Source organism: Aureimonas fodinaquatilis, from assembly GCF_008369445.1.
Lineage (GTDB): Bacteria > Pseudomonadota > Alphaproteobacteria > Rhizobiales > Rhizobiaceae > Aureimonas > Aureimonas fodinaquatilis.
This window is the reverse complement of sequence record NZ_VTWH01000001.1, coordinates 1,274,916-1,296,923: the sequence shown is the minus strand read 5'-3', so window position 1 is coordinate 1,296,923 and position 22,008 is coordinate 1,274,916. Positions and strand designations below refer to the sequence as shown.

Here is a 22,008-nt window from a genome sequence, read left to right as displayed (position 1 = left end):
TGTGAAAAAACAGAGAGTTAAAGCGTTTCAGATCAATCACTCTTTCTGAAACGCTTTTGGAAGACACGCTGCAGACAAAGAAACGGCCGGATTTTCATCCGGCCGTTTTAATTTTACGCTTGGCAATGAGTGGTTCTACTCGTCCCGATAAACCTTCTCACGCCTCTCATGCCGTTCCTGCGCTTCCAGCGAAAGCGTAGCAATCGGACGCGCATCCAGCCGCCTCAGACTGATAGGCTCGCCGGTTTCTTCACAATAACCATAGGTTCCTTCATCGATCCGCTCGAGAGCTGCATCGATTTTCGCGATGAGCTTTCTCTGCCGGTCCCTCGCCCGCAGCTCTATGGCACGGTCGGTTTCCGAAGAAGCACGATCCGCCGCATCAGCAAGGTTTGGGTTTTCCGATGCAAGTGCATCCAGCGTTTCACGGGATTCACGCAGGATTTCAACCTTCCAGGCAAGGAGTTTCTTGCGAAAATACTCCCGCTGACGGTCATTCATGAAAGGCTCATCTTCCCTGAGTTCGCCTTCGACTTGAAGAGTTTCGCTCATTTCGCTTCCTCTATAACCGTCATTTTGCGCTGCTTATACCGGCAGTTTTTCGCCCCTACAAGATGGTTCTATTGTCAACATACCTTCGAAGGCATCAGCCATCAGAACTAGCAATTACTGCATTTTACGCAAGAATGGTTTAAAGCTTCTCAACCAGTCACATGCCCCGTTGCAGAGCGCGCAGAAAGCGGCAAAATAAGCATATGTCAGCACCATTCGCCCAACGGCTTTACCTACTTCGCCACTTCCATGCCTCCCCACCCATGCCGGGGCAGAGTGATTTTCAGCGGGATCTGGACACGCGAGGCATGCTTCAGGCGCGCAGTCTTCTGGCTAAAACCGGAACTGCGGGCCTGGAGTTTTCCAAGGTTTTTTCATCGCCTTCCGCACGAACCCGGGCGACTTTGCGGGGCATGGGAATTGCCGAAGACGATTCGCGAATCGAATTTGTGGATGCGCTGTATGATGCCGATGAAGCTGTTTACTACGACCTGACATGCCAAGGCGTGCAGGATGGAACACTGATTGTGGGCCACAATCCCGGCATGGAGGATTTTCTGATATCGCTCTGCCGGGAGGTGGACGGCGTCCCACCCGCTATGGCTGGCGGGCTTTCCACCGGCGTGCTCGCAGTGCTGCAGGTTCCCCGTCTGGCCGGCGCCATGCGCCCGGGCGCTGCAAGGCTGGAAAAGCTGCTGCTTCCGGATATTGCCTGAACGCGAATTGAAACGGCCCCGAACGGGAGTATGCATCAATCATGCCAAGCCTTGCCGATGAAGCGCGCTATGCGCTGGACAATCTGGCAGACCGCACAGCCGAGTTGTTTCACCCCACCCTGCGCATTGGCGTGACCGGCCTATCCAGGGCGGGAAAAACCGTTTTCATCACCGCGCTTGTTCACAACCTTCTGCATGGGGGAAGATTGCCGCTGTTGAATGCGCAGGCAGAAGGCCGCATTGGCCGCACTTATCTGGAAGAACAGCCGGATGATGCCGTGCCGCGCTTTCAATATGAGGAACATGTCCGTACCATTCTGGAAGATCGACAATGGCCACAATCCACCCGCGCCATTTCGGAACTGCGGCTGACCATTGAGTTTCAGTCGGCATCAGGTTGGTCGCGGCTGTTTTCCGCCGGGCGCATTTCACTTGATATTGTCGACTATCCCGGCGAATGGCTGCTGGATCTGCCTTTGCTGGATAAGGATTTTGCTGCTTTTTCGCAGGAATCCCTGGAGCGTGCGTCATTGCCGCAGCGCAGCGCCATTGCATCGCCTTTTCTGGAAATGATGCGGCAGATTGATCTGGCAGCCCCTGCCGATGAAGTGACCAGCCAGAGGCTGAGCGCCAGTTTTGCCGACTATCTGCGGCGCTGCCGGGAAGATGATGCCGCCCTGTCGACCTTGGCCCCGGGCCGGTTTCTCATGCCGGGCGATCTGGAAGGTTCTCCAGCATTGACCTTTGCGCCGCTGCCTGTAACGCCGGGCGCCGAATATCCGAAAAACAGTTTCGCCGCCGTGCATGCAAGGCGTTACGAGGCCTATAAAACCGTTGTTGTAAAACCGTTTTTCCGTGAGCATTTTGCCCGGCTTGACCGGCAGATCCTGCTGGTGGATGCCATGCAGGCCATTAATGCCGGGCCCGACGCGGTGCGAGATCTGGAAACCGCCCTGACCGATATTCTGACCTGCTTTCGCCCCGGAAGGGCAAGCTGGCTGGGCGGGCTTTTGACGCGGCGCGTGGACCGGCTTCTTGTGGCTGCCACCAAGGCTGACCATCTGCATCGGGAAAGTCATCGGCGTATGGAGGCAATTGTGCGCAGGCTGGTCAATTCAGCAGTTCAGCGCGCGCAATTTTCCGGCGCGCAGACAGAGGTCATTGCCATGGCGGCAGTGCGTGCCACGCGGGAAGCCAGCGTTGAAGACCATGGCGAGCGATTGCCGGTTATTGTTGGCACCCCGTTGATGGGTGAGCGGATTGCGGGCAAGCTGTTTGACGGCGAAACTGAAACGGCAATTTTTCCCGGAGATCTGCCAAAAGACCCGGCGGCATTGCTGGCCGCTGGTGATGAAGCTCTGGCCTCCATGGCTCCCCTGACCTTTGTGCGCTTCAAGCCACCAAGGCTTGAAAAGGATGAAAGCGGCCTGACCCTGTCGCTGCCGCATATTCGACTGGATCGCGCCCTGCAATTTCTGATTGGGGATCGGCTGGCATGAGCGATGACAGACAACGCCCGCCCCGGGCATTTGATACCACACCTGCCAGTCCGGCACCGCCGCGCCCTGCCCGTGCGCCGCGCGCCGTAACCGACCTTTCCATGGTGCAGCTTGACCCGGAAGAGGCACTGGAACTGGAAATGCTGGAAAGCTCTGCCACCGGCACTTTGCAGGCGCCCGCGCGCCGGCGACGCCTGACGTTCGGCAAGGTGTTTTTCGCCGGACTTGGCCTTGTTGTTTCCATGAGTGTCGGCCTTGCCCTTGACAGTCTGGTGCGGGATTTTTTCGCAAGGGCTGATTGGCTTGGCTATGCTGCAATGGTTGCATCCGCAGTGCTGGTTATCGGTGCGGTTGGCGTTGCCCTGCGCGAGCTGCGCGGCCTTATGAAACTGCGTCAGGTGGAGACAGAGCGCCGAGAGGCCCGCCAGGCCTATGACAGCAATGACGAAACCGCCGCGCGCCACGTCATTTCCAGGCTTTCCAGCATGCTTTCCGGCCGGGCGGAAACCTTTGCCGGACGCCAGCGCCTGAATGCGCTGGAGAATGAGGTGATTGACGGTCGAGACAGGATTGTGCTGGCCGAGCGCGAGTTGCTGCAGCCGCTGGACCTGCGCGCTCGCGCACTCGTGCTGGGCTCGGCCAAGCGCGTATCGGTTGTCACTGCCGTCAGCCCGCGTGCGCTGGTCGATCTGGCATTTGTTTTCTACGAAACTGTGCGGCTAATTCGCAGAATATCTGAACTTTACGGCGCACGCCCTGGCACAATTGGCCTTGCGCGGTTGACCCGCGACGTTTTGACACACCTGGCGGTAACTGGCTCAATAGCGGTGGGTGATGGGCTTGTGCAGCAGGTTGTCGGCCATGGATTGGCGCAAAAACTTTCGGCAAAGCTTGGAGAAGGCGTGGTTAACGGGCTTTTGACAGCGCGAGTTGGCCTCGCCGCCATGGATTTGTGCCGCCCTATGCCGTTTCTTTCCATTCAGCGTCCGGGCATGGGCAGCATGTTCCGCGACCTTTCGGCCGTTTTGAATGAGCGGACGGAAAGGAACGATTAACCGTTTTTCGAAATAATGGCAGTCTGATGTTCCCGACCTTCGAGGCCCGTTCCATGTTTCGCTCCATTCTTGCCGGCATTGTGCTTATGGCAACCACTGCAACTGGCTTTGCCGGTTCTTCGGATGCTTTTCTGAAGCATATTGACGGGCGTTGGATTGGCCCGGGGGAAATTGTTGCCGGCAAATACAAGGGCACACGTTTCACTTGCGATCTGGCTGGCGGCACCGAAAACCGCCCTTCCTCGATGGAACTTGACGGCACATGCCGCGTCGGTCTGTTTTCACAGAAAATGACCGCAAAAGTTTCGCACAATGGCTCAACCTATCAGGGCGCGTTTCTGGACGGTGCAAAAGGTGCAGGGCTGGACATCAGCTCTGGCGTTATCGAAGGCGACCGCATGGTTTTCGGGCTGGACCGCAAAAGCCTGAACGGTGCCATGGTTGCGCGAATGGAAAGCCGGGATGCGCTGAATGTCACAATTTCGGTCAAGGTGGACGGCAAGCTGGTACCTGTGCTGGGCATGAAGCTGAAACGCGAAGCAGGCTCCGTCCGCCAGACCGCGCTTCAAGAAGACTAGCTGCAAGGTCATCAAGTTATTAATAAGGCCGCCTGATCACCTCAGGCGGCCTTTTCAATGTTTAGAACTTCACGCGCAGACCAGCGCGGATGCCATGGTCTGAAATGCCGGAGCCGAACTGCCCGGAATAGTTAACAGCAAAGCTGGCATTGGGGCGGAACTCGGCGCTGAATCCTGCCTCTAACACGGCTACATCCTGCGCGAGCGGCACACCGGAAACGGCAAAGAGGCCCGATCCGGCAAATGAGTTGGTGCTGGCCGGCACATCGTCATTCAGGCTGTGACGCCACCCGGCCATACCATTGGCCGAAACCGTTATGCCGTTGACCTTGAAGTCGCTGCTCGCTCGCAGACCCAGCGTGGTAAAACTGGCTTCCTGCGTATCACCATTGCTGCTCAGTGATTCAGCCCCACCCGCTTCTGTGAAGCTCGAAGTGTCGAGATTCACGTAAGCGATGCCGGCAAATGGTTCGAACGAAACAGATTTCACATCAACGCCGTATCCGACTTCACCATAGGCCTGCGCTGTTCTTGCGGAATAGTCGGCAGACAGGGCATCGGCAAATCCGGAAAAGGCCACGGCGCGGCTGGATGACATATCATGCCAGGCATGATTGAGACCAAGCTTCAGGTTGAACGCGTCCCACTGCCCGCCGCCATAGACGCCCAGGCTGTAGGTGTCAGCCGATACGGAGCCCCGGCCACCATCCAGTTCAAGCTTTGAATGCCCGTAACCGCCCACAACACCGATGCGCAACGCGTCCTGTACAGAACCATCTACGCCCAGGAACAGCCCGCCCGCATCGCGGTTCGCGCCAGCCACATTGGTATTGCCATCAAAGCTGCCCCAGGAACCGTAACCCTGCATCCAGATGGCTCTTTCCCCGCCTTCAAAACTGCTTTGCAATTGCCGTGTCGTTGCCTCCCGGACAAAGCGACTGTCCTGCAACAGGCCGGTTTTGGCAGAGGCGTAAACCTCACCCGAAAGCTGGTCCAGCGCCGCCGGCATGGGCGCATCACTCTGGAAAGCGCCAACAGCAAGCCGCAGCGCATTGTCGTAGCTCAGGCTTTGCACACCGGTGGCCGCTGCGAACTGGTTTGGTGTTACCGCTGCTGCCGTGAACGGACGGGTTTGAACAGCGTTGATGTAGATGGCGTTGGGCGCATAGACCGCATCCAGCTCGAAAAATGCCGAGATGGCCCTTTCGCCAGTCAATTCATAAGTGCCGGCAACCCCATCAGTGGCGGTCAGCACGGTGTAATGTGCGTTGGTGGCAAATTCGCCGCTGCCGTATCTGCTCAGGTTCAACACTGCACCGGCGTCAATTGTCGCCGCACCGCTCACTGCTATCAGATCGGACACCATGCTGCCCGGCACCAGTTCCGCCTCATACACAGTGCCGCTTGCCTGGTTGTAATCGCCAACAATTTCCAGCGTACCTGGGCTGTTGCCCGGTGCAATGGTCGCTCCTGCCTGCAGCGCGGTCGCCCCCACTTTGCCCGATCCGGAAAGTGTGGCACCGGCAAACACAGTCACTGCCGATAACGCATTGTCGCCATTGACCACCAGTTCACCGCTTTTCACCAGCGTAGAGCCGGTAAAGCCGCCGCTACTATCGGCAAATGTCAGCACGCCATTGCCAGTCTTTTCGATGTAATCAAAATTGCGAAACTGCCCTTTGGCGCCAACGGAAAGCATCGAAACCGTGGCCGCCTCACCGGTGTCCAGAATGAGGTAATCTTCGCCGATACCGCCCTTTACAATGCCTTCAATGTTCAAATTCTCCGCGTTGACATAGAGCCGGTTTACGCCGCTGCCAAATCTGATGGCGTCACCGCCGCCAGTATTGGCAATCCGGCCGGAATTGCGGATCGTTGTATCGAAATCACCGGTAACAATGGTTGCATCAACATCTGAACTGCTGACGATCGTTCCGGTGTTTTCCACCATGTTGGACGTTCCACTGATCGTCACGCCGGGGCCCGTGGCATTGATTGTGCCGGTGTTCGTCAACGAAACTGCGCCATCATCACTGGTGACGACAACACCGCTGGCCCCCGAGACGATACCATCCTGCTGAACAGTGCTGGTGCCAAGTTTGGTTTCAGCCCAGATGCCCATCTGCTCGCCGGAAACCGAGCCGCCCAGCTTGTTTTCAACCAAAACGTCGCCGGAAACGCCGACCCGTGCATGGATGCCGTAATGGCCGATGCCCGCATCCGCGTGATCTGTATCGTCTTGCGAAACAAGCGTGCCGCTGTTGGTAATGGTGACATTTCCGGTTTCCGACCAGGAAACCGCGGCGGAATCGTCTTTCGCGGTCACCGTGCCGGAATTGATGACGGAAGAAGGGCCAGCCGAAGACCAGGCTACCAGGCCCTGCCGGATATTGCTGACCACCTGTCCGGAATTGTCGATAGTGGCCAGACCGTTATAGTTGATCGCCCGAATGCCCGCCTGCTCTGCCGTGACGGTGCCGGTGTTGGTTATGCTGACCACAAGCTCATCTTCGCCACTGCCATCAGCGTAAAGGCCGCGATACTGCGTCGATGTGACATTTCCGGAGTTGATCAGAGTGACGTCGCCGCCATGCGTGGTCAGCGTTATGCCAACCTGCTCTGTGCCATTGGCAATCACCGTGCCGGCATTGTCGGCATACATGCTGCCCGAACTGTTGTTGCGCATCCATATCGCGCCGAAATCCTTGTCAGACGTCAGCGATACATCCGCCCCGGCGATCAGCTTCATCTGCACATTGCTGCGCTCGGTGAACATCACCACGGCGGGATAATCCGCCCTGTGGACGGTGGTGCTGCCGATGATGGTCAAAGTCGCGTCAAGCGGGTCGGTCGAGCTGTCGCTCGTATTGAAAACAATTGCGCCTGTTGGTTCCGAGTCGATCGTTGCAGTGACGACGCCATCAACCGCACTGAAGGCGATTTCCTCAACGTGGCAGCTGATAACCGAGGCATTTCCTGTGACTGTACAATTGCCTGAAGGCTCTGCCAGAGCCGGTGTGCCCCCAAGCACGCCCAGCGCCAGCAATGGCGCGAAGGCCGCGGTCGCCAGCAAACGGCGTGTTACCTGCCCATAGTTTGATGTGCAGGCAAATTTGCAAAGTCTGGTCATGATGAACTCTATCCTGACAGCGAACTCAAACCGCCAGACACAGCTTCCTGTCCGCGGCTATACGTTGCATTGATTGAAGGGACTGAAGAATCCCGGGACGATCCCACCTCGCCCTTGCCGTCAGATTATACGCTCTAAAGTTATTTGTCTTTCACAAATATGATATCATATATAAGAATTTCTCAGTAAACTTTCTGGTCTTGCCACCACGTCCCGTCAGCAGAAACCGCATCAATTCCCGCGGTATCAGTCATGCTCAGCCAATGGCGCACGGTCTTGCCTGCCACTGCCATGTCTGGCGCAATATCAGCCAGCGGACACAGCACAAATGCGCGTTCCTGTATACGCGGATGCGGCAGCTCCAGCCGCTCACTGGCCCAGTGCGTTTCACCATAGGTCAACACATCAATATCAATTGTGCGCGGCCCCCATCGCATATGGCGCTGCCTTTTCAACGAAATTTCAACGCTCAGACACAAATCCAGCAACAGCTCGGGTTGCAAGGCTGTTTCCAGCAAGGCGCAGGCGTTGAAGAAGTCCGGCTGGTCCGTGACACCCCAAGGCGGTGTCTTGTAAAGGCGTGACACCGCCAGCACGGATGTGTTTTCACTATGGCTTAGAATTTCAAGCGCGCGACGCATGTTGGCGACGGGTTCGCCAATGTTGCCCCCAAGGCCGATGCACGCCCGGTTCATTGCGGCTGTCCTGCCGCCAGAACTGCGTCAGCAACCAGCAAGGCATCGCGGTTGGTCCGCACTGCATGCACCCTGAAAATATCCGCGCCCCGTTCTCGCAGCAGCACGCTGGTGGCAGCGGTGGCGATGTCGGGTTCGGGGTCATCCCGCTCCATCATGGCTTTGACAAAGCGCTTGCGTGAAGTGCCGACCAGCAGCGGAAAACCCAATTCATGCAGTTCGTCCAGACGCAGCATCAGCTCCAGATTTTCGTTGCGGTCTTTTTCAAACCCGAAGCCCGGATCCAGCACAAGGCTCTCATCCGATACATTGAATTTTCTGGCAATCTCTATGGATTTGTTGAGAAATTCAAACTGGTCATCAATCACACCAGTCAGTTTCTTCCGCTCTCTTCCGGTGTGCATCAAACACAGGCCAGCCTGCAGATTTCCGGCCACCGCTGCCATTTGCGGGTCCTTCTGCGCCCCGAAAACATCATTGATCACATGCGCTCCGGCAAGAACTGCCTTTTGTGCCGTTTCCGCACGATAGGTGTCTACCGAAATCAGGCAGTCGGACATCTGCGCCAACGCTTCAATGACGGGCAGGATTCGCCGCTGCTCTTCCAGCGGGCTGACCGGAACAGCGCCGGGGCGTGTGGACTCGCCGCCGATATCAATAATGTCTGCGCCATCATTCACCATTGCCAAAGCTGCGCTGACGGCCGCGTCAACGCTATCGCGATAGCGCCCACCATCGGAAAAGCTGTCGGGCGTCACGTTCAGAATGCCCATGATGCGGGCTTTTGGTCCCAGCTTCAGTGAGCGCCCATGCGCCAGACGCCAGACCCGTGCCGGATGCATCAAACGTTTCATACTCTGGCACCTCACGTTAACGATTTCCGAAGCCTTGATGCCCATATCATAAGACTGGCTTCGTAAAGACTGTGTCTTGCGTTAGTCTGGCGAACCGATGAACCAAAGTCTGGCGGAAAAATTATGAAATGCACAGTCGCCTTGCTTTGCACTTTCGGGCTTACCCTGGGGCTTGCCTCCTCGGCAATTGCGGCCAGCGTCAAACAGCGCGTCAGCTATTTCCCCATTTATGGCAACACGCTGGAAAAGCTGGAAGCTTCAATGTTGAAAAATGGGCCGCATTTCAATGAAAGCGCCTCTGGTCACCCCGGTGCCGCGACTGTCACTTTTGACGGCGTTGTCAGCTACAAGCCAACAGAGCGTGGCTGCGTGATCGATAACGCCGACTTTTCCCTGGTTGTCGAGCTTTCCCTGCCCAAATGGACCAACCGAAGCGGTGCGTCCGAGGAAACCATATTTTTATGGGAAACATTTGAGCGTGACGTGGTGCGTCATGAAATGCACCATGCAGATATCGCCCGTAAATGGGTGACAAAGCTTGAAATGGCGGTTCGCAACTCATCGGCTGCACCAGATTGTGAAACGCTTGAAAATGCGGTCCACAGAACATCCGAGCGCTATTTGAAATGGCATGAGGATGAACAACGCGATTATGACCGCAAGGAGTTTCGGGAAATGAACCTGCGGCTGAAGCGTGCGCTACGTGACAGGCTTCGGGCGGGCGACTGACAAGAGCGTTTCAGATGACCATCCGGTCAGCCGAAACGCTCCAGGCTTCATTCATAGGAACGTCCGCGCTTGAACGCAAAGACCGCACTGAGCAAAGCAACCAGCAATATGCACAGAGTGATTGGACGCGTTGCCACGGTGAAGAAATCACCACCGGCGAAAATCATTGCGCGGTTCAGGTTCACCTCGATGATACCGCCCATGACAAAGCCAAGGATCATCGGGATGGGTGAGAAGCCAAGCTTTTCCATGACAAATGCCAGCGCACCAAAGCCCAGCACCATGATCGAGTGGCCGATATTGTTGTCATAGGCATATGCGCCCACGGCCAGAAGCATGATGATGTAAGGCCCCAGAGTTCCGGCAGGAACCTTGGCGATTGGCACAAAGGCGCGCATGCCGAATATTCCGATGACCAGAAGCAGGATATTGCACAGGATCAGGCCGAAAAAGATCGACAGGACCAACGGCCCACCACTGGTGAACAGGGTTGGCCCCGGCACAATGCCCTTGCTGATCAGAACGCCCATCAACACGGCAATGGCGCCTGAACCGGGAATACCCAGCGCCAGAGCGGGCACCAGAGCGCCGGCCACGCATGCATTGTTTGCGGCTTCCGGCGCAGCAATGCCCTCATCAATACCGGTGCCGAACTTGTCGCCGTCCTTGCACCAGCGCTTTTCCTCATTATAGGCAACAACCGAAGAAATGGTCGGCCCCGGACCGGGCAGAACGCCGGTTGCAGTTCCGATCAGGCTTCCGCGCATGAAGGATGGTGAAAGCTTGATCCAGTCGCGGAATGGCAGGCCGTCATCCTCCCGCAGTTTGATGACTTCCGTACCATCCTTGCCCGGCCCCATGACGCGAATTTGCTCCAGCATGCGGAAGGCTTCCGGCGCCGCCAGCAAAGCAATGATCATCACCACTTCCGGAATGCCTTCAGCCAGGAATGGCAGGCCGAAATCGAAGCGAATGCCGCCAAAGCCGGATTCGCCAACTGTGGCCAGCAGCAAGCCGATGGTGGCTGCGATAAAGCCTTTGATCGGGTCCGCTCCGGTAAAGCTGCCAACAACCGAGAGCCCGAACAGCCCGATTGCAAACATTTCCGCCGGCCCAAACCGCAGCCCCACCCAAGCCAGCCCGGAAGCCGCGAAAACAAATATGACGCTGGATACAATGCCGCCGAAGACGCCCGAAACCAGCGAGATCATCAACGCGCGGTAGGCGCGCCCCTGCTTGGCCATCGGATAGCCGTCCAGCACGGTGATGGCATTGGCAGCGGTGCCGGGAGTGCGGATCAGAATGGAAGGAATGGAGCCGCCATATTCCGCGGCGGAGTAAATCGCCAGCAGGAACAGCACCGCACCTTCCAGCGGCATCAGAAATGTAAACGGAAACATCAGCGCCAGCGCTTGCGAGCCGCCGATGCCCGGCAGGATACCAAGGAAAATACCGAGGATAACTCCGCCCAGCACAAGGCCAAATGTCACCGGGTCGAAAATCATGAGAAGCGCTGGAATAGCGAGTTCAGAAAAATTATCCATCCAGATCGACCTTCTGCGTCAGAGACAATCCGGGCAAGGCTGCGCCAGGTATGCCTGCGGTATTGCGGAGAAACACGAAAAGCCTTTTGCAGTTTTGCAAATGGCTGAAATGCCTAGAGGTAGTAAGGCAGGAATTTCAGAGGCAGTTGCACACGCAGCGCCAGAACAAACAGGACATACAGCACCAACATTCCGGAGGCGGCTCCGATCAAGGTTGGCAGTGGCTTGCGAAAGCGGAAGTAAAGATAGCCGGCAAGATAGGTGAAGGCGGCAATTTCGAACCCGACGATTGGCATCAGCACCACCATGCCGATGGCCGTAACAACGGCGATCAGAAACAGCGCGCCGTTTTCACCCAGCGGCGAATTTGCCGGAATAACCCTGCCAGCCTGCTTGTCTGCCGAAGCACGACGGAGCGAGCGAACCAGCAGACAGACCGAAAGTACGCTCAGCAGCACCAGAATAAGCTGCGGAAAGAATGCCGCGCCCGGATATCCGCGCAGCACAGGCGGCGCAAAGGAAAGCGTCAGGTAAAAGCCAAAGGCGCAAAGCCCCAGCAAGACGACACTGGTCGCCAGGTCTACGGTGTTCTTTGTCATGTTTAACCGGCCAGTTTTCACGCAATGCCGAATGGCACCACCGCTCGTTGATCGAGATGCGAAAGTTTGGGGTGGCAGCGGCTGGTGCCGCTGCCATCAGGGCACCTATTGTGTAAGGCCCGACTCTTTCAGGTAGCGCGCAATTTCCTCACGAAGCTGGTGGAACCTTGCCGTATTAGCCTCGGTGTCTCGGCTGAATGCCGGTACAACGTGGGTATTGTTGGCCAGATATTCCTTGTAGCCATCGGACTCGAGCGCCCGCTCGAAAGCGTCCTGAATTTTGGACTGAATGTCGTCCGGGGTGCCCTCTTTGACGAACACGCCCTGAATCTGGTGGCTGAATTCATAGTCCTCATTCAGGTCAGCAGGAACACGCAACTCTCCGATGCCCGGCAGTTCCACCTGTTCCTCATTCAGCAGAAGAAGCATTCTGGCTGCACCGTTTTCAACATGCGGCTGCCAGATTCCGGGCGGGCCCATTGCGACGTCCAGATGGCCACCCAAGGTATCGCGCAGTGGCTCTCCAGAGCCCTGATAAGGCACAAAGCTCCATTCGACATCAAATGCTTCGAACAGTTTGAGCAGGTGAATGTGGTGGGCGGAACCAATGGCGCCGCCAGCAGCGGTTACAACGCCGGGACGAGCCTTCATGTCCTCAATAACGTCTTCAAAGGTTTCATATGGGCTGTTGGTGGAAACCGCGACCACATAGAGAAACTTTTCGACATCAACGATATTGAGAAACTGGTTTGGATCCGGCCGAAATGTCGGCAGTCCCATATAACCGGCAAAGCTGGAATTGCGCTGCAACCAGGTGTAGCCATCGGCCGGGCGGTTGGCCACATATTCAGCGGCCTCGTTGCCATTGCCGCCAGCACGGAAAACAACTTCGACCGGCTGCCCCAGTTCGTCACCGACCAGACGACCCATCAACTGGCACCATTGTGCCGCACCGGAGCCTGGTGACGTTGCACAGATGAACTCTGCGCGCCGCTCTGGCCAGTTTTCAGAGGCAGTGGCCATGGAAGTCAGGCCCACGGCCATGGCAACCGATGCACAGAGACCAGTCAGATATTTCCGATACACAATCATGCAATCCTCCCATTACATCGCGCCCCAACTCCCGATTGAAGCAGCTTATTGACTTATTACATTACAAAAACGTCATAAATTTCTGATATATTTAAATTTAATTAAGCGACGAATTCTCTGCGCCGCTCTTCCATTGTATCCTGCAGAAATGCGGTTGAACGAATTTCCACAAGCCGCGTCGGTTCATCTGCCGGAATGTTAAGGCTGAAAGAGGCGTTCAAAGGCACCTGAATGATGTCACCCTTGCTCGCGCTTTTGCGTTCGCCAGCAACATCCGCGTCGACTTTGCCCTGCAGCACATAGATGAACCGCTCATGGGCCGACATATCCTGCGCATATTCGTAACCTGCGGGCAGTTCGAAGAAACCGAAAGCGCACAGTTCACCTTCAATCCAGTCCACCCGTTTGCCAGCTCGCAACGGTTCATCCAGCGAGGTGAGAATTGGGTAATAGCAGTTGGGCACACCCTCGATGATGATTTCAGATGGTGGTTCACCGCTGGCCGTGCTGGCCGCACCTTTACGATCAGAAATTTCGCCGTCAGAGAATTTCCGGTTCACTTCCTCAAGTGTCATTGGCTTGTCTGGCAGAGCCTCATCCGCAGCAATACCGACCACGGACCAGGTTTGATCCTTGATGTACAGATATGCGCAGGGGCCATCTTCGGTCGCTTTCAGCGAATGGCGAACGTTGGACGGGATGAGAATGAAGGTGCCCGGCTTTACAATCTGCCGGTCCTTGCCAATGACCGCGTTAACTGTGCCTTCTAGAGTAAAAATCAAAAGCTCATTTGGATGATAATGTAGTTCTGAGCCGGTACCGGCTTTTTTCTGATTGAGGCAGTAATAAAGATAATTACCTTCAATGACCGGAGCCACGGCAGAAGAAAGATGGGGTGTTAATGCGACGGCTTCGAGATCTTCAAAACGGTGAAATGGCATTGGTTTGCTATCCTCCCTATTTATAATTAGGAGGGCCGACGATATTCATACTCAACACGGCCCGTCTGGGTTTTTTTAACCCTAGCCGCCTTGGTACAACTCAAATACCTAGTTTCTTTTGATAGGTTTGATCAGCTTTCATGATAGCTTTTGATCAGTGGCGTTGAATTTCTGTGATTATGCAGCGAGCACAAACACCGACCTCAGTCGACAGAAATGACTTGAGACGAGGTATCAAACAAAGATCGTAAGGTTATGATTTCAAGCGCTATCCCTGCCGCTCCGGCACATGCAGCACCAGGCCGGAAATAGCGTCGTTAACACGAATTTGGCAGGACAATCGAGAATTCGGCCGCACGTCGAAAGCGAAGTCCAGCATATCCTCTTCCATCGCTTCCGGTTCCGGCAATGCGCCTGCAAAGGCATCGTCAACATAGACATGGCAGGTTGCACAGGCGCAGGCGCCTCCGCAATCCGCGTCGATGCCGGGAACATCGTTGCGAACGGCTGCTTCCATGGCGCTGGCGCCATTTGCAGCATCAACCGTGTAGCGGGTACCATCAGGGGAAACAAAAACAATCTCGGTCATAACCGGGATTTGGCGGTCGAAACTTAATCTGTCAACGGGTTTCAAACCTTAAAGGCCAGGCAGCCAGCATCAACAGAGTGTAACTCGTATGCCCGAAAGCTTAGTCCAATGTGCGCAGAAACGTTGCGGCCTCGTTCAACGCATCAGTAAAAGCCTGCATTTTCAATCGCAGCACGGCAGGTGCCGCTTTTTCGACATCTGACGCAGCATCGGCAATGGCAAAAGCACCAACATGGCGCCCTGCACCGCGCATGGCAGTTGCCATCAGGCGCAACTCCTGTTCACTGGCATGTGGCGCACGCTGCAACACGAGCCCGATCTGAGACCGAAGCAACGCCAGAACGTTGCGCTCTACCTGTCTGTCTCCGCCAGACTTTCCAGCCAGAAATGCAAAATCTATCGGCCCGCGCATAGCGGTCGGAACCGTGTCGACAGGCTGGAACGGAGCGGAAATTGCTGCACTCAGTGTCATGATTCGCTTCCTGGCAAATTTGGCAGGAAGCCTACCGGGGCGCCCTGCTCAGTTATCAACTGATCTTGTTGCAGAATGGCGCATTGAACCAGACGGTTTTGCGGCAGTTTGGGGCCATTGCCATGATCTTTTGCAGGGCATGGTAAATGAAATGGAAAAATAGCGGCTTATCGGAGCCAAACCGCCGGAAGAAAGTTAACAGAGCAATCGGCGCAAACCATTGCCACACAAGGAAACTCAACTCCTGATGGCAAATCTTGTTAACCTTATTTTAAACTTTGCGGCGGGAACCGGGTTTTACAGTTCCCTTCTGTTTGCCCCATCTCTACCATAAAGATACGGGATTGCTGTTTTTTATGGTCTCATAAACGAAACGCTTCACCCGCCCGGCCATCGTTCATAACGGAAATTATGGCGGGTGAATGCAAACGAAATGCAAGGCGGCGCACAATGTCGAAGATCAGAACGGTCGAGCTTTCCGATGAAGCGATGATCGAACGCGAACTCGAAGAGGCGTTTCGGGATGCGCAGTTCGCGGACGATGAGCCGAGCACATCTCAGAAAGTTCCGGATGAGGATTTCGATATCGTCTTCGAGGAATTCGACCGAAACCTGAAAGCCGCCGCCAGCGCCTTCAAGGTGGAAGAAACCGTTGTCGAACAGCCTGAGCCCGATATGGTCTTGGATGATCATGAAGACAACATTCTAAAATCAATTCAAGACAATGAGTGGGTTTCCGAACCCAACATGTCAGACGACCTGGCCTTTGCACCTTCCGACCCGGACGAGGATAATCTGCAGGCTGGGCTGTCCGCCGCCGCTGAACCTGCAGCAAACGAACCGGCATTTCGGCCGGAAGTGGCTGCAACTGCTGCTGCCGCTGTGTCGGCGCAGGCTGCAGCACGCGCCGAACAGCAGAGCTTCCAGCCCGCCCCCGCCAATGATGAGCGCCGGTCTGCCGGTGTCATTGCAGACGGGTTGTTGAGCCGCAAGGCTTCGGCCCGCCCGCTGGCCATTGGTGGTATGGCCGCGGCTGCCTGGGTGGGTCTGGCCGGATATGCGACACTTGGCTATTTCGGTATCGAAAATCTGACAGGCGCCAATGCGGGTGCATCCTCGGCGCTGTTTGTCGCGGGCGGTGTATTGCCTGCGCTTATGATTCTCGGCTTCTCGGCAATGGTTCGCCGTATGCAGGATTTGCGGCTGATGAGCCGTTCGCTTGCCGAGGTGGCGCTGCGCATCGGTCAGAGTGACCAGGGGCGTGCCGCTGGTTTCCGCCCTTCGGAAGCAATTGACGCTCCCATGGCCCGCCTGATGGCTTTCGAGCAGCGGATTGCCGAAGAAGTGGCCGGGCTGGAGCGCAGCTTTGCTGATAATGAAGTGCGCGTGCGCGGTCTTGTTGGCGAACTTGGCACCGAACGTGAGGCCATGCTGAGCCACGCCGAGCAGGTCCGCTCGCTCCTCATCGGTTCGCACCAGCGGCTTTCCAATGATGTTGAAGGCGCATCGGAGCATGCGGCCGAGCGCATTGAGACTGCTGCCCACAATTTCACCGCGCTGCTGGACGACCGGACGAATGAGATCTCGCGTCATTATGAAGAGCAGAGCCGTAGTCTGACTCGCTTTTTCCAGGAACAGAGCGGCACCACGCAGGCGGCGCTGGACAGCACAGGCCAGGAACTGGCCGCCCGCATTGCCTCAACTGCGGATGAAGCCGGACAGCGTTTGAGTGAGGCGACCGAGGCGGTCAACCGGTTGATTGAAGAACGTTCAGGTGAGCTTGAGCGCAAGGCCGAGGAAATTACCCGTGGCGCTACAGAATTGAGCGACCGGATCCACGCTGCAATCAACAGCGCCAACGAAAAAATTTCCGGCGCTCTTTCGAATGGCAGCGAGAACTGGAGCGTCGATAACACGCTGTTTCTCAACAGCCTTGAAACCATGCTGGCCGAGCGCGCTGAAAAGATCAACGACGCAAGCGCACGCTTTACGGAACTGGTCAGTTCGCATGTCGAAACCCGGCTTTCTGCCCTTTCGGGCGAGGCTGGACGTATGGCTTCCGATGTGGACCAGCAGTTTGACGACAAGATTGCCAGAAGCCTGAACCTGCTTCAGACAAAGGGCGAAGATGTGCTGAGCCGCTTTGAACAGCGCCTGCAGCGTCTGGAACTCTTCATCAACAATCAGGGTCAGGACATTGTTGGCACATTGGGCCAGCAGGTTGAGGCTATCGAAACCTCTGCAAGCCAGATCGGCAATGCGCTGGATGTCGGCGTGACCAATCTTGAGAAGGTCTATGCCGAGCGCAGTGATCAGATTGGTACAATTTTTGCCACAGGTCAGTCGGCCGTTGCCGACCGTGCCGCAGAAGCTTTGGCCAATGCCGAATCCGTGTTCGAAAACCGTGCGGCAGTCGTGGCTGAGATGCTCGATGCGCGGGCCAAGGCATTTGACATGCTGGTTACCGACCGTATCGGCGATATTGAAACCACGCTGGCATTCACTCAGGAAAATCTTGCCGCCACTATGGAAGAGCGCGGCAAAGCGGTTGCAACTGCCGTTGATACCGGTGTCGAGCAATTGTCGACGATGCTTCAAAGCGTCGATAGTCGCCTGCTGGAAGACTTTGATCAGCGCTCACGTCTGCTCTCCGGTCAGATTGGCGAGCGGGTGGATCTGGTTACCGCCAGCCTGTCAGAGCGTGTCACCGACCTTGACACATCTCTGGCGCTGGCGCGTGAAACCATGGTTTCGACGCTGGACGAGCATAGTGGCGCAATCACCGGAGCTATTGACCGCAATGTCGAGCGGCTGGCCGCTCTTCTGGAAGATGTGGATGGTCGCCTGCTTCGTGGATTTGAAGGCAAGACCGAATTGCTGGCCGACAAGATCAATGATCGTTCGCGCCAGATTATCAGCCTGGTGGAAGAAAACCGCGAAATGCTGGAGTCCGGGCTGGAACAGCGCATGGGCCTGATTGCCAGCCTTCTGGAAGAACGCCGCAACTCGCTGGCTCATTTCATGGAAGAAGGCACGAAAACGCTGTCTTCCTCGCTCGAAAGCCATGCAACTTCGCTGTTCGCCAATCTGGACGAAAGCAGCCGCGAACTGTCCCGCATGATCGCGGACAGAATTGCTGCTGGCGAAGAGGCACTGGAATCCGCCGGTCGCCAGATTATCGCGTCGCTTGACCGGCAGAATGATGCCATTGATATCGAGGCCATCCAGCGACTGGAGGCTGCACTTGCAAGGTCTGAAAACGACCGCAACGAGCTGGCTTCTCGCATCACCGAACATGCAATCCGCCTTGAAAGCGGCTTTGACGATGTGGTTGAGGGCGTGTCTGTCCGGCTGGGTGAGCGGGTTGAAAAACTGCGCAGTGTTGTTGATGAATCGCGTGCGCACCTGCTTTCGGGAATTGATCAGTCCGCCGCAGAGTTCTCAGAGAGCATTACGTCCGGACGGCAGGAATTTGCCAGCAGCATCCAGACCAGTGCAACCACTGCTCTTGGCGCAATGGAGCTGGCCCTGCGGTCGCTGGTCGAAGGGCTGGAAAGCCGCACGAGCCAGATCAGACTTGTGGGATCGGATCTGCGGACCGGTCTGTTTGAAGGCATTGACAGCCGCCTTGAAACCATTGGTGGCCTGTTTGATGGCGCCCATTCTTCCTTCCTGGCAGAACTGGAAGAAAAGGCCGGCAGGCTTTCCACAGAGCTGGGACGCAGCAATGCCGATATTGCGCAGGCGCTGGATGACAGGGTAGCTGAACTGCGCGCTGCATTCGTTGAAGCCGATGGCCGTCTGTCCTCTGCACTGGAAGACCGGCAGACCCAGCTTGAAACGGTCCTCTCCACCGGATCGCAGAACATCACACAGTCGTTTGACGAGCGGACAAGCGCAATCAACACCACGCTGGAGCGTGGCCTTGCCAGCGTTGAAAAAACCTTGGCCGGCCGAACAGCGCAGATTGCCGAGGCTGTTCGCGACTCCATACTTGGCGCCACCGGAGAAATGGTGCGCAGCGCAGCAGATGCACGCGCCGAACTGGATCAGCAGACTGCACAGTTTGTGGAGCAGGTTCAGTTTGCAAGCAGCAACATGGCGGGAATGGGCGAAGATGCCCGCGCCAAGCTGATGCAGGATCTGAGCCGGATGACGGCAGAAATCCGCTCGGCCACGGAACAATTGCACGAGGCGACACAGGCAAGCCGCGAGGCTTTGACTGGCGACAACCAGCAGCTTGTTACCCATCTCGCTGGCGCTTCCCTTGCCATGCGTACCGAAGCGGAAGCCGCTCGCGGCAAGCTTGCGGATATGGCCGGCGAATTTGTTGGCAACCTTGACTCACTGTCTGAGAAATTCCGCCTGCAGACCGAAGGCGCACGCGGTCAGCTGACCGGCGAAGCACAGGCTCTTGCAGAGACCATTGCTTCGGCCAGCGCCATGCTGTCAGAGGCCGGTGGCGTTTCCAGACAGTCGCTGACCAGCAACGCCAGAAACATGGCGTTCGGTGTTGAGGAAGCAGCGCGCATTCTCACCGACAAAATTGACGAAATTCGCAAGGAACTGGCCACCCATTCGCTTGATCTGACGGGCGACCTGGACAACGCCGCAGGACGGGTGCGTGACGTCACAGCCGAGGTTCGGCAGGCTCTTGGCACTGGCGCCTCTGAAATGCTTGCTGGCCTTGCCGACACGATTGAAAAAATGGACGAGCGCAGCAATGAACTGCGCCGGCAGCTGGACTCGCAGGCAGAGCGCTTCGCCGATGTGCTGGAAAATGTTGCCATCACCATTGGCAAGGATATCGGGTCTGCCAGTGCTGCCCTGCGCAGTGAGGCCGAAGAAGCCTCCAGTGCAATTTCCGGCCGCCTGATTGAAGATGCACGTGAGGCCAAGGACATACTGACCCGCGACACGCACGAAATTTCCGCAACCCTGTCCGGCATCTCTCGTGCAATTCGCCTCGAGGCCGACCGGGCGCGTGAACAGGTGGTGGAAGCAACCAACGCATTTGCAAGCGAACTGAGCCTGCGGCTGGAGGCCAATGAAAATTCGCTTTCCAACCGAGCGCAGGCGGTTGGCGACGCCTTTGCCGAACGGGTGCAGGCTCTGGAAGAAATGCTGGCTTATCGCAATGGCGAGATTTCGCGCTTGCTGGATGAAGAAGCCCGCCCGCTCTTCAACCGCCTGGCAGAAGAAGGCAACGCGCTGGCATCGACACTTGGCGAAAGCGCACGCGAAGCTGCCGAACGTCTGCAGCAGGAAAACGCCAGCCTTGTGGAATCGTTCAGCCGCCACGCACGCCGTTTGATGGACGAGGTTTCAGCCAAATCGGTACAAGTTGGCGAAAACCTGCAGCAAAGCTCGGAAAATGCAGCGTCTCTGGTTTCCGACGCGCAGGAAAATCTGGTTCTGGAAGCTGGCCAGTTGATCCACCGGATCAACAATGCCACCGGCATGCTTGGCAAGCTGGTGGACGAAGCCAAGACCGAGTTGAACACCGTCGAACAGGGTTTTGCCGAAACCGCTGGCAAGCTGTCCGATGGCACGCAGCGCGCAGTGGGCATCATGCAGCACTCGACCGATCAGTTCAGCGAGAATGTCTCGCGGCTCGATCAGATTTCGACCGGCACTTACGAGCGCGTGGACGCGATTGCCGAGCGGCTTTCCGAACAGAGTTCAATGCTGACAGAAGCCGCGCATATGCTGGATGCTGTTCAGTCCAATATGAGCCATACCCTGGAAGAGCGTCGCTCTGGCCTGGAAACGCTGGCAACCGGCCTGTCCGAGCGTTCGGAAGAAATCTCAAAAACCGTTCGTTCGCTGGAAGAGGTTATCAGCCGCCGTATCGAGGCTACGCAGACCAGTTCGTCCTCCGCAGTTGAGAAAATGCGTGACAGCCTGTCAGTTGCATTGGACGAGGCCAATCGTCGCTTCGTTCAGGCCACGGAAGAAATGCAGTCAACAGCAGCAAATCTTCGTCAGGAGCTGGAGTCCACACGTCAGGAACTCAAGCGCGGCGTTTTCGAACTGCCGGATGAAGCCCGCGAAAGCACACAGGCCATGCGCAGGGCCGTATCTGACCAGATCCGCGCACTGAAGGAACTGGGCGAGATTGTTTCGCAGTCTGGCCGTACATTGGACGCACGGCCTGCCGTACGCCCGCAGGCAGCGCCAGTCGCCGTGTCGGTTCCGGTTCGGGAAGAAGAACAGCGTGTGTCGGTGCAGGAGTTTGAACGGCGAGCCGTGGGTGGCATCAGCGCGGATGGCAATCTGGCACGCGACATGCGCGGTCCGGTAGAGCCACGCCGGGTTGATACTGCCTACCCTGCAAGACCTCATGGAACAGCCACAGCAACCGCAGCAACGGCACCACAGCCCGTTGTTCCGGCTGCGCCGGCAACATCATCACCCGCCTCCGCTCCAAAGGGTCGTGGCTGGGTGTCAGACCTTCTGCGCCGCGCCTCGGCGGAAGAGGAAAAGGAAGCGGATGCGCTGGAAGCTGCGCTGACAGCCGAATTTGCCGAACAGCCACTGCCGGCACGCAATGTGCCATCACGCAGCGTTGTGGACTCACTCAACTCACTGTCAACCGACATTGCAGTGGCGATGGAACACGAGGCAGCCGTTGAGTTGTGGGATCGCTATCGCCGCGGGGAAAAGAACGTCTTCACGCGCCGGCTTTACACAACAAAAGGTCAGCAGACATTTGATGAGGTTCGTCGCAAATACCAGCGCGAACAGGATTTCAAACAGGCTGTGGATCGCTACATCGCAGATTTCGAAGCGCTGATGAATGATCTGCAGCGCCGCGAGCCAGACGGCCGCCGCGTTGGCGAATATCTGGTGTCCGACACGGGCAAGGTTTACACGATGCTTGCCCATGCATCGGGGCGGTTTGGTGTCTGAGCCTAACCACCTTTGACCATAAAAGCCGCCGCGCTTCAGTCAGAAGCGCGG

16 protein-coding genes are annotated in these 22,008 nt (G+C 56.7%); 6 read left to right on the top strand and 10 right to left on the bottom strand.

Annotation, left to right across the window (positions count from 1 at the left end; translation table 11 throughout):
* Positions 1-135 precede the first annotated feature (135 nt).
* Positions 136-552, bottom strand: coding sequence for an RNA polymerase-binding protein DksA (gene dksA / locus FPY71_RS06015; RefSeq protein WP_149298514.1), 417 nt, complete (start codon positions 550-552; stop codon positions 136-138).
* Between the two features lie 203 nt (positions 553-755).
* Here dksA and FPY71_RS06010 point away from each other — a divergent pair, with 203 nt between their 5' ends.
* Genes FPY71_RS06010 through FPY71_RS05995 form a run of 4 tightly spaced genes read left to right on the top strand, consistent with a single transcriptional unit; the run spans position 756 to position 4,400 of the window.
* Positions 756-1,268, top strand: a complete 513-nt coding sequence (locus tag FPY71_RS06010) for a SixA phosphatase family protein (protein ID WP_188052225.1) — start codon at positions 756-758, stop codon at positions 1,266-1,268.
* 41 nt (positions 1,269-1,309) lie between these two features.
* Positions 1,310-2,767, top strand: a complete 1,458-nt coding sequence (locus tag FPY71_RS06005) for a YcjX family GTP-binding protein (protein WP_149298510.1) — start codon at positions 1,310-1,312, stop codon at positions 2,765-2,767.
* Positions 2,764-3,822, top strand: coding sequence for a YcjF family protein (locus tag FPY71_RS06000; RefSeq protein WP_149298508.1), 1,059 nt, complete (start codon positions 2,764-2,766; stop codon positions 3,820-3,822). Before FPY71_RS06005 ends, FPY71_RS06000 begins: the two co-directional genes overlap by 4 nt.
* 26 nt (positions 3,823-3,848) lie before the next feature.
* A complete protein-coding gene (locus FPY71_RS05995) occupies positions 3,849-4,400 on the top strand; it encodes a hypothetical protein (protein WP_246160145.1) in 552 nt (183 codons plus the stop codon).
* 61 nt (positions 4,401-4,461) lie between these two features.
* Here FPY71_RS05995 and FPY71_RS05990 read toward each other — a convergent pair whose 3' ends face one another.
* The 3 genes from FPY71_RS05990 to folP all read right to left on the bottom strand — a co-directional run bounded on the left by FPY71_RS05990 (position 4,462) and on the right by folP (position 9,079).
* The gene (locus FPY71_RS05990) at positions 4,462-7,530 is read right to left on the bottom strand and encodes an autotransporter family protein (RefSeq protein WP_149298506.1); all 3,069 of its coding nucleotides are present in this window, start codon (positions 7,528-7,530) and stop codon (positions 4,462-4,464) included.
* 182 nt (positions 7,531-7,712) lie between these two features.
* Positions 7,713-8,225 (bottom strand): 2-amino-4-hydroxy-6-hydroxymethyldihydropteridine diphosphokinase, encoded by a 513-nt coding sequence (folK, locus tag FPY71_RS05985; RefSeq protein ID WP_149298505.1) that lies wholly within the window; start codon positions 8,223-8,225, stop codon positions 7,713-7,715.
* Entirely contained in the window at positions 8,222-9,079 is an 858-nt protein-coding gene (gene folP, locus FPY71_RS05980; RefSeq protein ID WP_149298503.1) for a dihydropteroate synthase, read from the bottom strand. The genes folK and folP overlap by 4 nt, the downstream gene beginning before the upstream one ends.
* A gap of 123 nt (positions 9,080-9,202) precedes the next feature.
* Between folP and FPY71_RS05975 the strand changes: the two genes are divergently transcribed.
* Positions 9,203-9,808, top strand: coding sequence for a DUF922 domain-containing protein (locus FPY71_RS05975; protein WP_149298501.1), 606 nt, complete (start codon positions 9,203-9,205; stop codon positions 9,806-9,808).
* Between the two features lie 47 nt (positions 9,809-9,855).
* On the opposite strand, the gene FPY71_RS05970 is transcribed toward FPY71_RS05975, so the two are convergent.
* The 6 genes from FPY71_RS05970 to FPY71_RS05945 form a co-directional block, all read right to left on the bottom strand.
* On the bottom strand, positions 9,856-11,352 hold the full coding sequence (locus tag FPY71_RS05970) for a tripartite tricarboxylate transporter permease (protein WP_149298499.1): 1,497 nt from the start codon (positions 11,350-11,352) through the stop codon (positions 9,856-9,858).
* 113 nt (positions 11,353-11,465) lie between these two features.
* Positions 11,466-11,951: a tripartite tricarboxylate transporter TctB family protein gene (locus FPY71_RS05965; RefSeq protein WP_149298497.1), complete on the bottom strand. Its 486-nt coding sequence runs from the start codon at positions 11,949-11,951 to the stop codon at positions 11,466-11,468.
* 105 nt (positions 11,952-12,056) lie between these two features.
* Positions 12,057-13,043, bottom strand: a complete 987-nt coding sequence (locus tag FPY71_RS05960) for a Bug family tripartite tricarboxylate transporter substrate binding protein (protein ID WP_149298495.1) — start codon at positions 13,041-13,043, stop codon at positions 12,057-12,059.
* A 101-nt stretch (positions 13,044-13,144) separates the two neighbouring features.
* Entirely contained in the window at positions 13,145-13,984 is an 840-nt protein-coding gene (locus FPY71_RS05955; RefSeq protein ID WP_149298493.1) for a cupin domain-containing protein, read from the bottom strand.
* Between the two features lie 268 nt (positions 13,985-14,252).
* Complete coding sequence (locus FPY71_RS05950; RefSeq protein ID WP_149298491.1) at positions 14,253-14,573, bottom strand: 2Fe-2S iron-sulfur cluster-binding protein; 321 nt, start codon at positions 14,571-14,573, stop codon at positions 14,253-14,255.
* Positions 14,574-14,673: 100 nt separating this feature from the next.
* Positions 14,674-15,045 carry a hypothetical protein gene (locus tag FPY71_RS05945; RefSeq protein WP_149298489.1) on the bottom strand — a complete coding sequence of 124 codons (372 nt, stop codon included), beginning with the start codon at positions 15,043-15,045 and terminating at the stop codon, positions 14,674-14,676.
* A 450-nt stretch (positions 15,046-15,495) separates the two neighbouring features.
* Between FPY71_RS05945 and FPY71_RS05940 the strand changes: the two genes are divergently transcribed.
* Positions 15,496-21,957 (top strand): apolipoprotein A-IV repeat region-like domain-containing protein, encoded by a 6,462-nt coding sequence (locus tag FPY71_RS05940; protein ID WP_188052224.1) that lies wholly within the window; start codon positions 15,496-15,498, stop codon positions 21,955-21,957.
* Positions 21,958-22,008: the final 51 nt, after the last annotated feature.

Coding starts and splice junctions, on each gene's coding strand:
- dksA (WP_149298514.1), bottom strand. CDS start 552: ATGAGCGAAACTCTTCAAGTCGAAGGCGAACTCAGGGAAGATGAGCCT.
- FPY71_RS06010 (WP_188052225.1), top strand. CDS start 756: ATGTCAGCACCATTCGCCCAACGGCTTTACCTACTTCGCCACTTCCAT.
- FPY71_RS06005 (WP_149298510.1), top strand. CDS start 1,310: ATGCCAAGCCTTGCCGATGAAGCGCGCTATGCGCTGGACAATCTGGCA.
- FPY71_RS06000 (WP_149298508.1), top strand. CDS start 2,764: ATGAGCGATGACAGACAACGCCCGCCCCGGGCATTTGATACCACACCT.
- FPY71_RS05995 (WP_246160145.1), top strand. CDS start 3,849: ATGTTCCCGACCTTCGAGGCCCGTTCCATGTTTCGCTCCATTCTTGCC.
- FPY71_RS05990 (WP_149298506.1), bottom strand. CDS start 7,530: ATGACCAGACTTTGCAAATTTGCCTGCACATCAAACTATGGGCAGGTA.
- folK (WP_149298505.1), bottom strand. CDS start 8,225: ATGAACCGGGCGTGCATCGGCCTTGGGGGCAACATTGGCGAACCCGTC.
- folP (WP_149298503.1), bottom strand. CDS start 9,079: ATGAAACGTTTGATGCATCCGGCACGGGTCTGGCGTCTGGCGCATGGG.
- FPY71_RS05975 (WP_149298501.1), top strand. CDS start 9,203: ATGAAATGCACAGTCGCCTTGCTTTGCACTTTCGGGCTTACCCTGGGG.
- FPY71_RS05970 (WP_149298499.1), bottom strand. CDS start 11,352: ATGGATAATTTTTCTGAACTCGCTATTCCAGCGCTTCTCATGATTTTC.
- FPY71_RS05965 (WP_149298497.1), bottom strand. CDS start 11,951: ATGACAAAGAACACCGTAGACCTGGCGACCAGTGTCGTCTTGCTGGGG.
- FPY71_RS05960 (WP_149298495.1), bottom strand. CDS start 13,043: ATGATTGTGTATCGGAAATATCTGACTGGTCTCTGTGCATCGGTTGCC.
- FPY71_RS05955 (WP_149298493.1), bottom strand. CDS start 13,984: ATGCCATTTCACCGTTTTGAAGATCTCGAAGCCGTCGCATTAACACCC.
- FPY71_RS05950 (WP_149298491.1), bottom strand. CDS start 14,573: ATGACCGAGATTGTTTTTGTTTCCCCTGATGGTACCCGCTACACGGTT.
- FPY71_RS05945 (WP_149298489.1), bottom strand. CDS start 15,045: ATGACACTGAGTGCAGCAATTTCCGCTCCGTTCCAGCCTGTCGACACG.
- FPY71_RS05940 (WP_188052224.1), top strand. CDS start 15,496: ATGTCGAAGATCAGAACGGTCGAGCTTTCCGATGAAGCGATGATCGAA.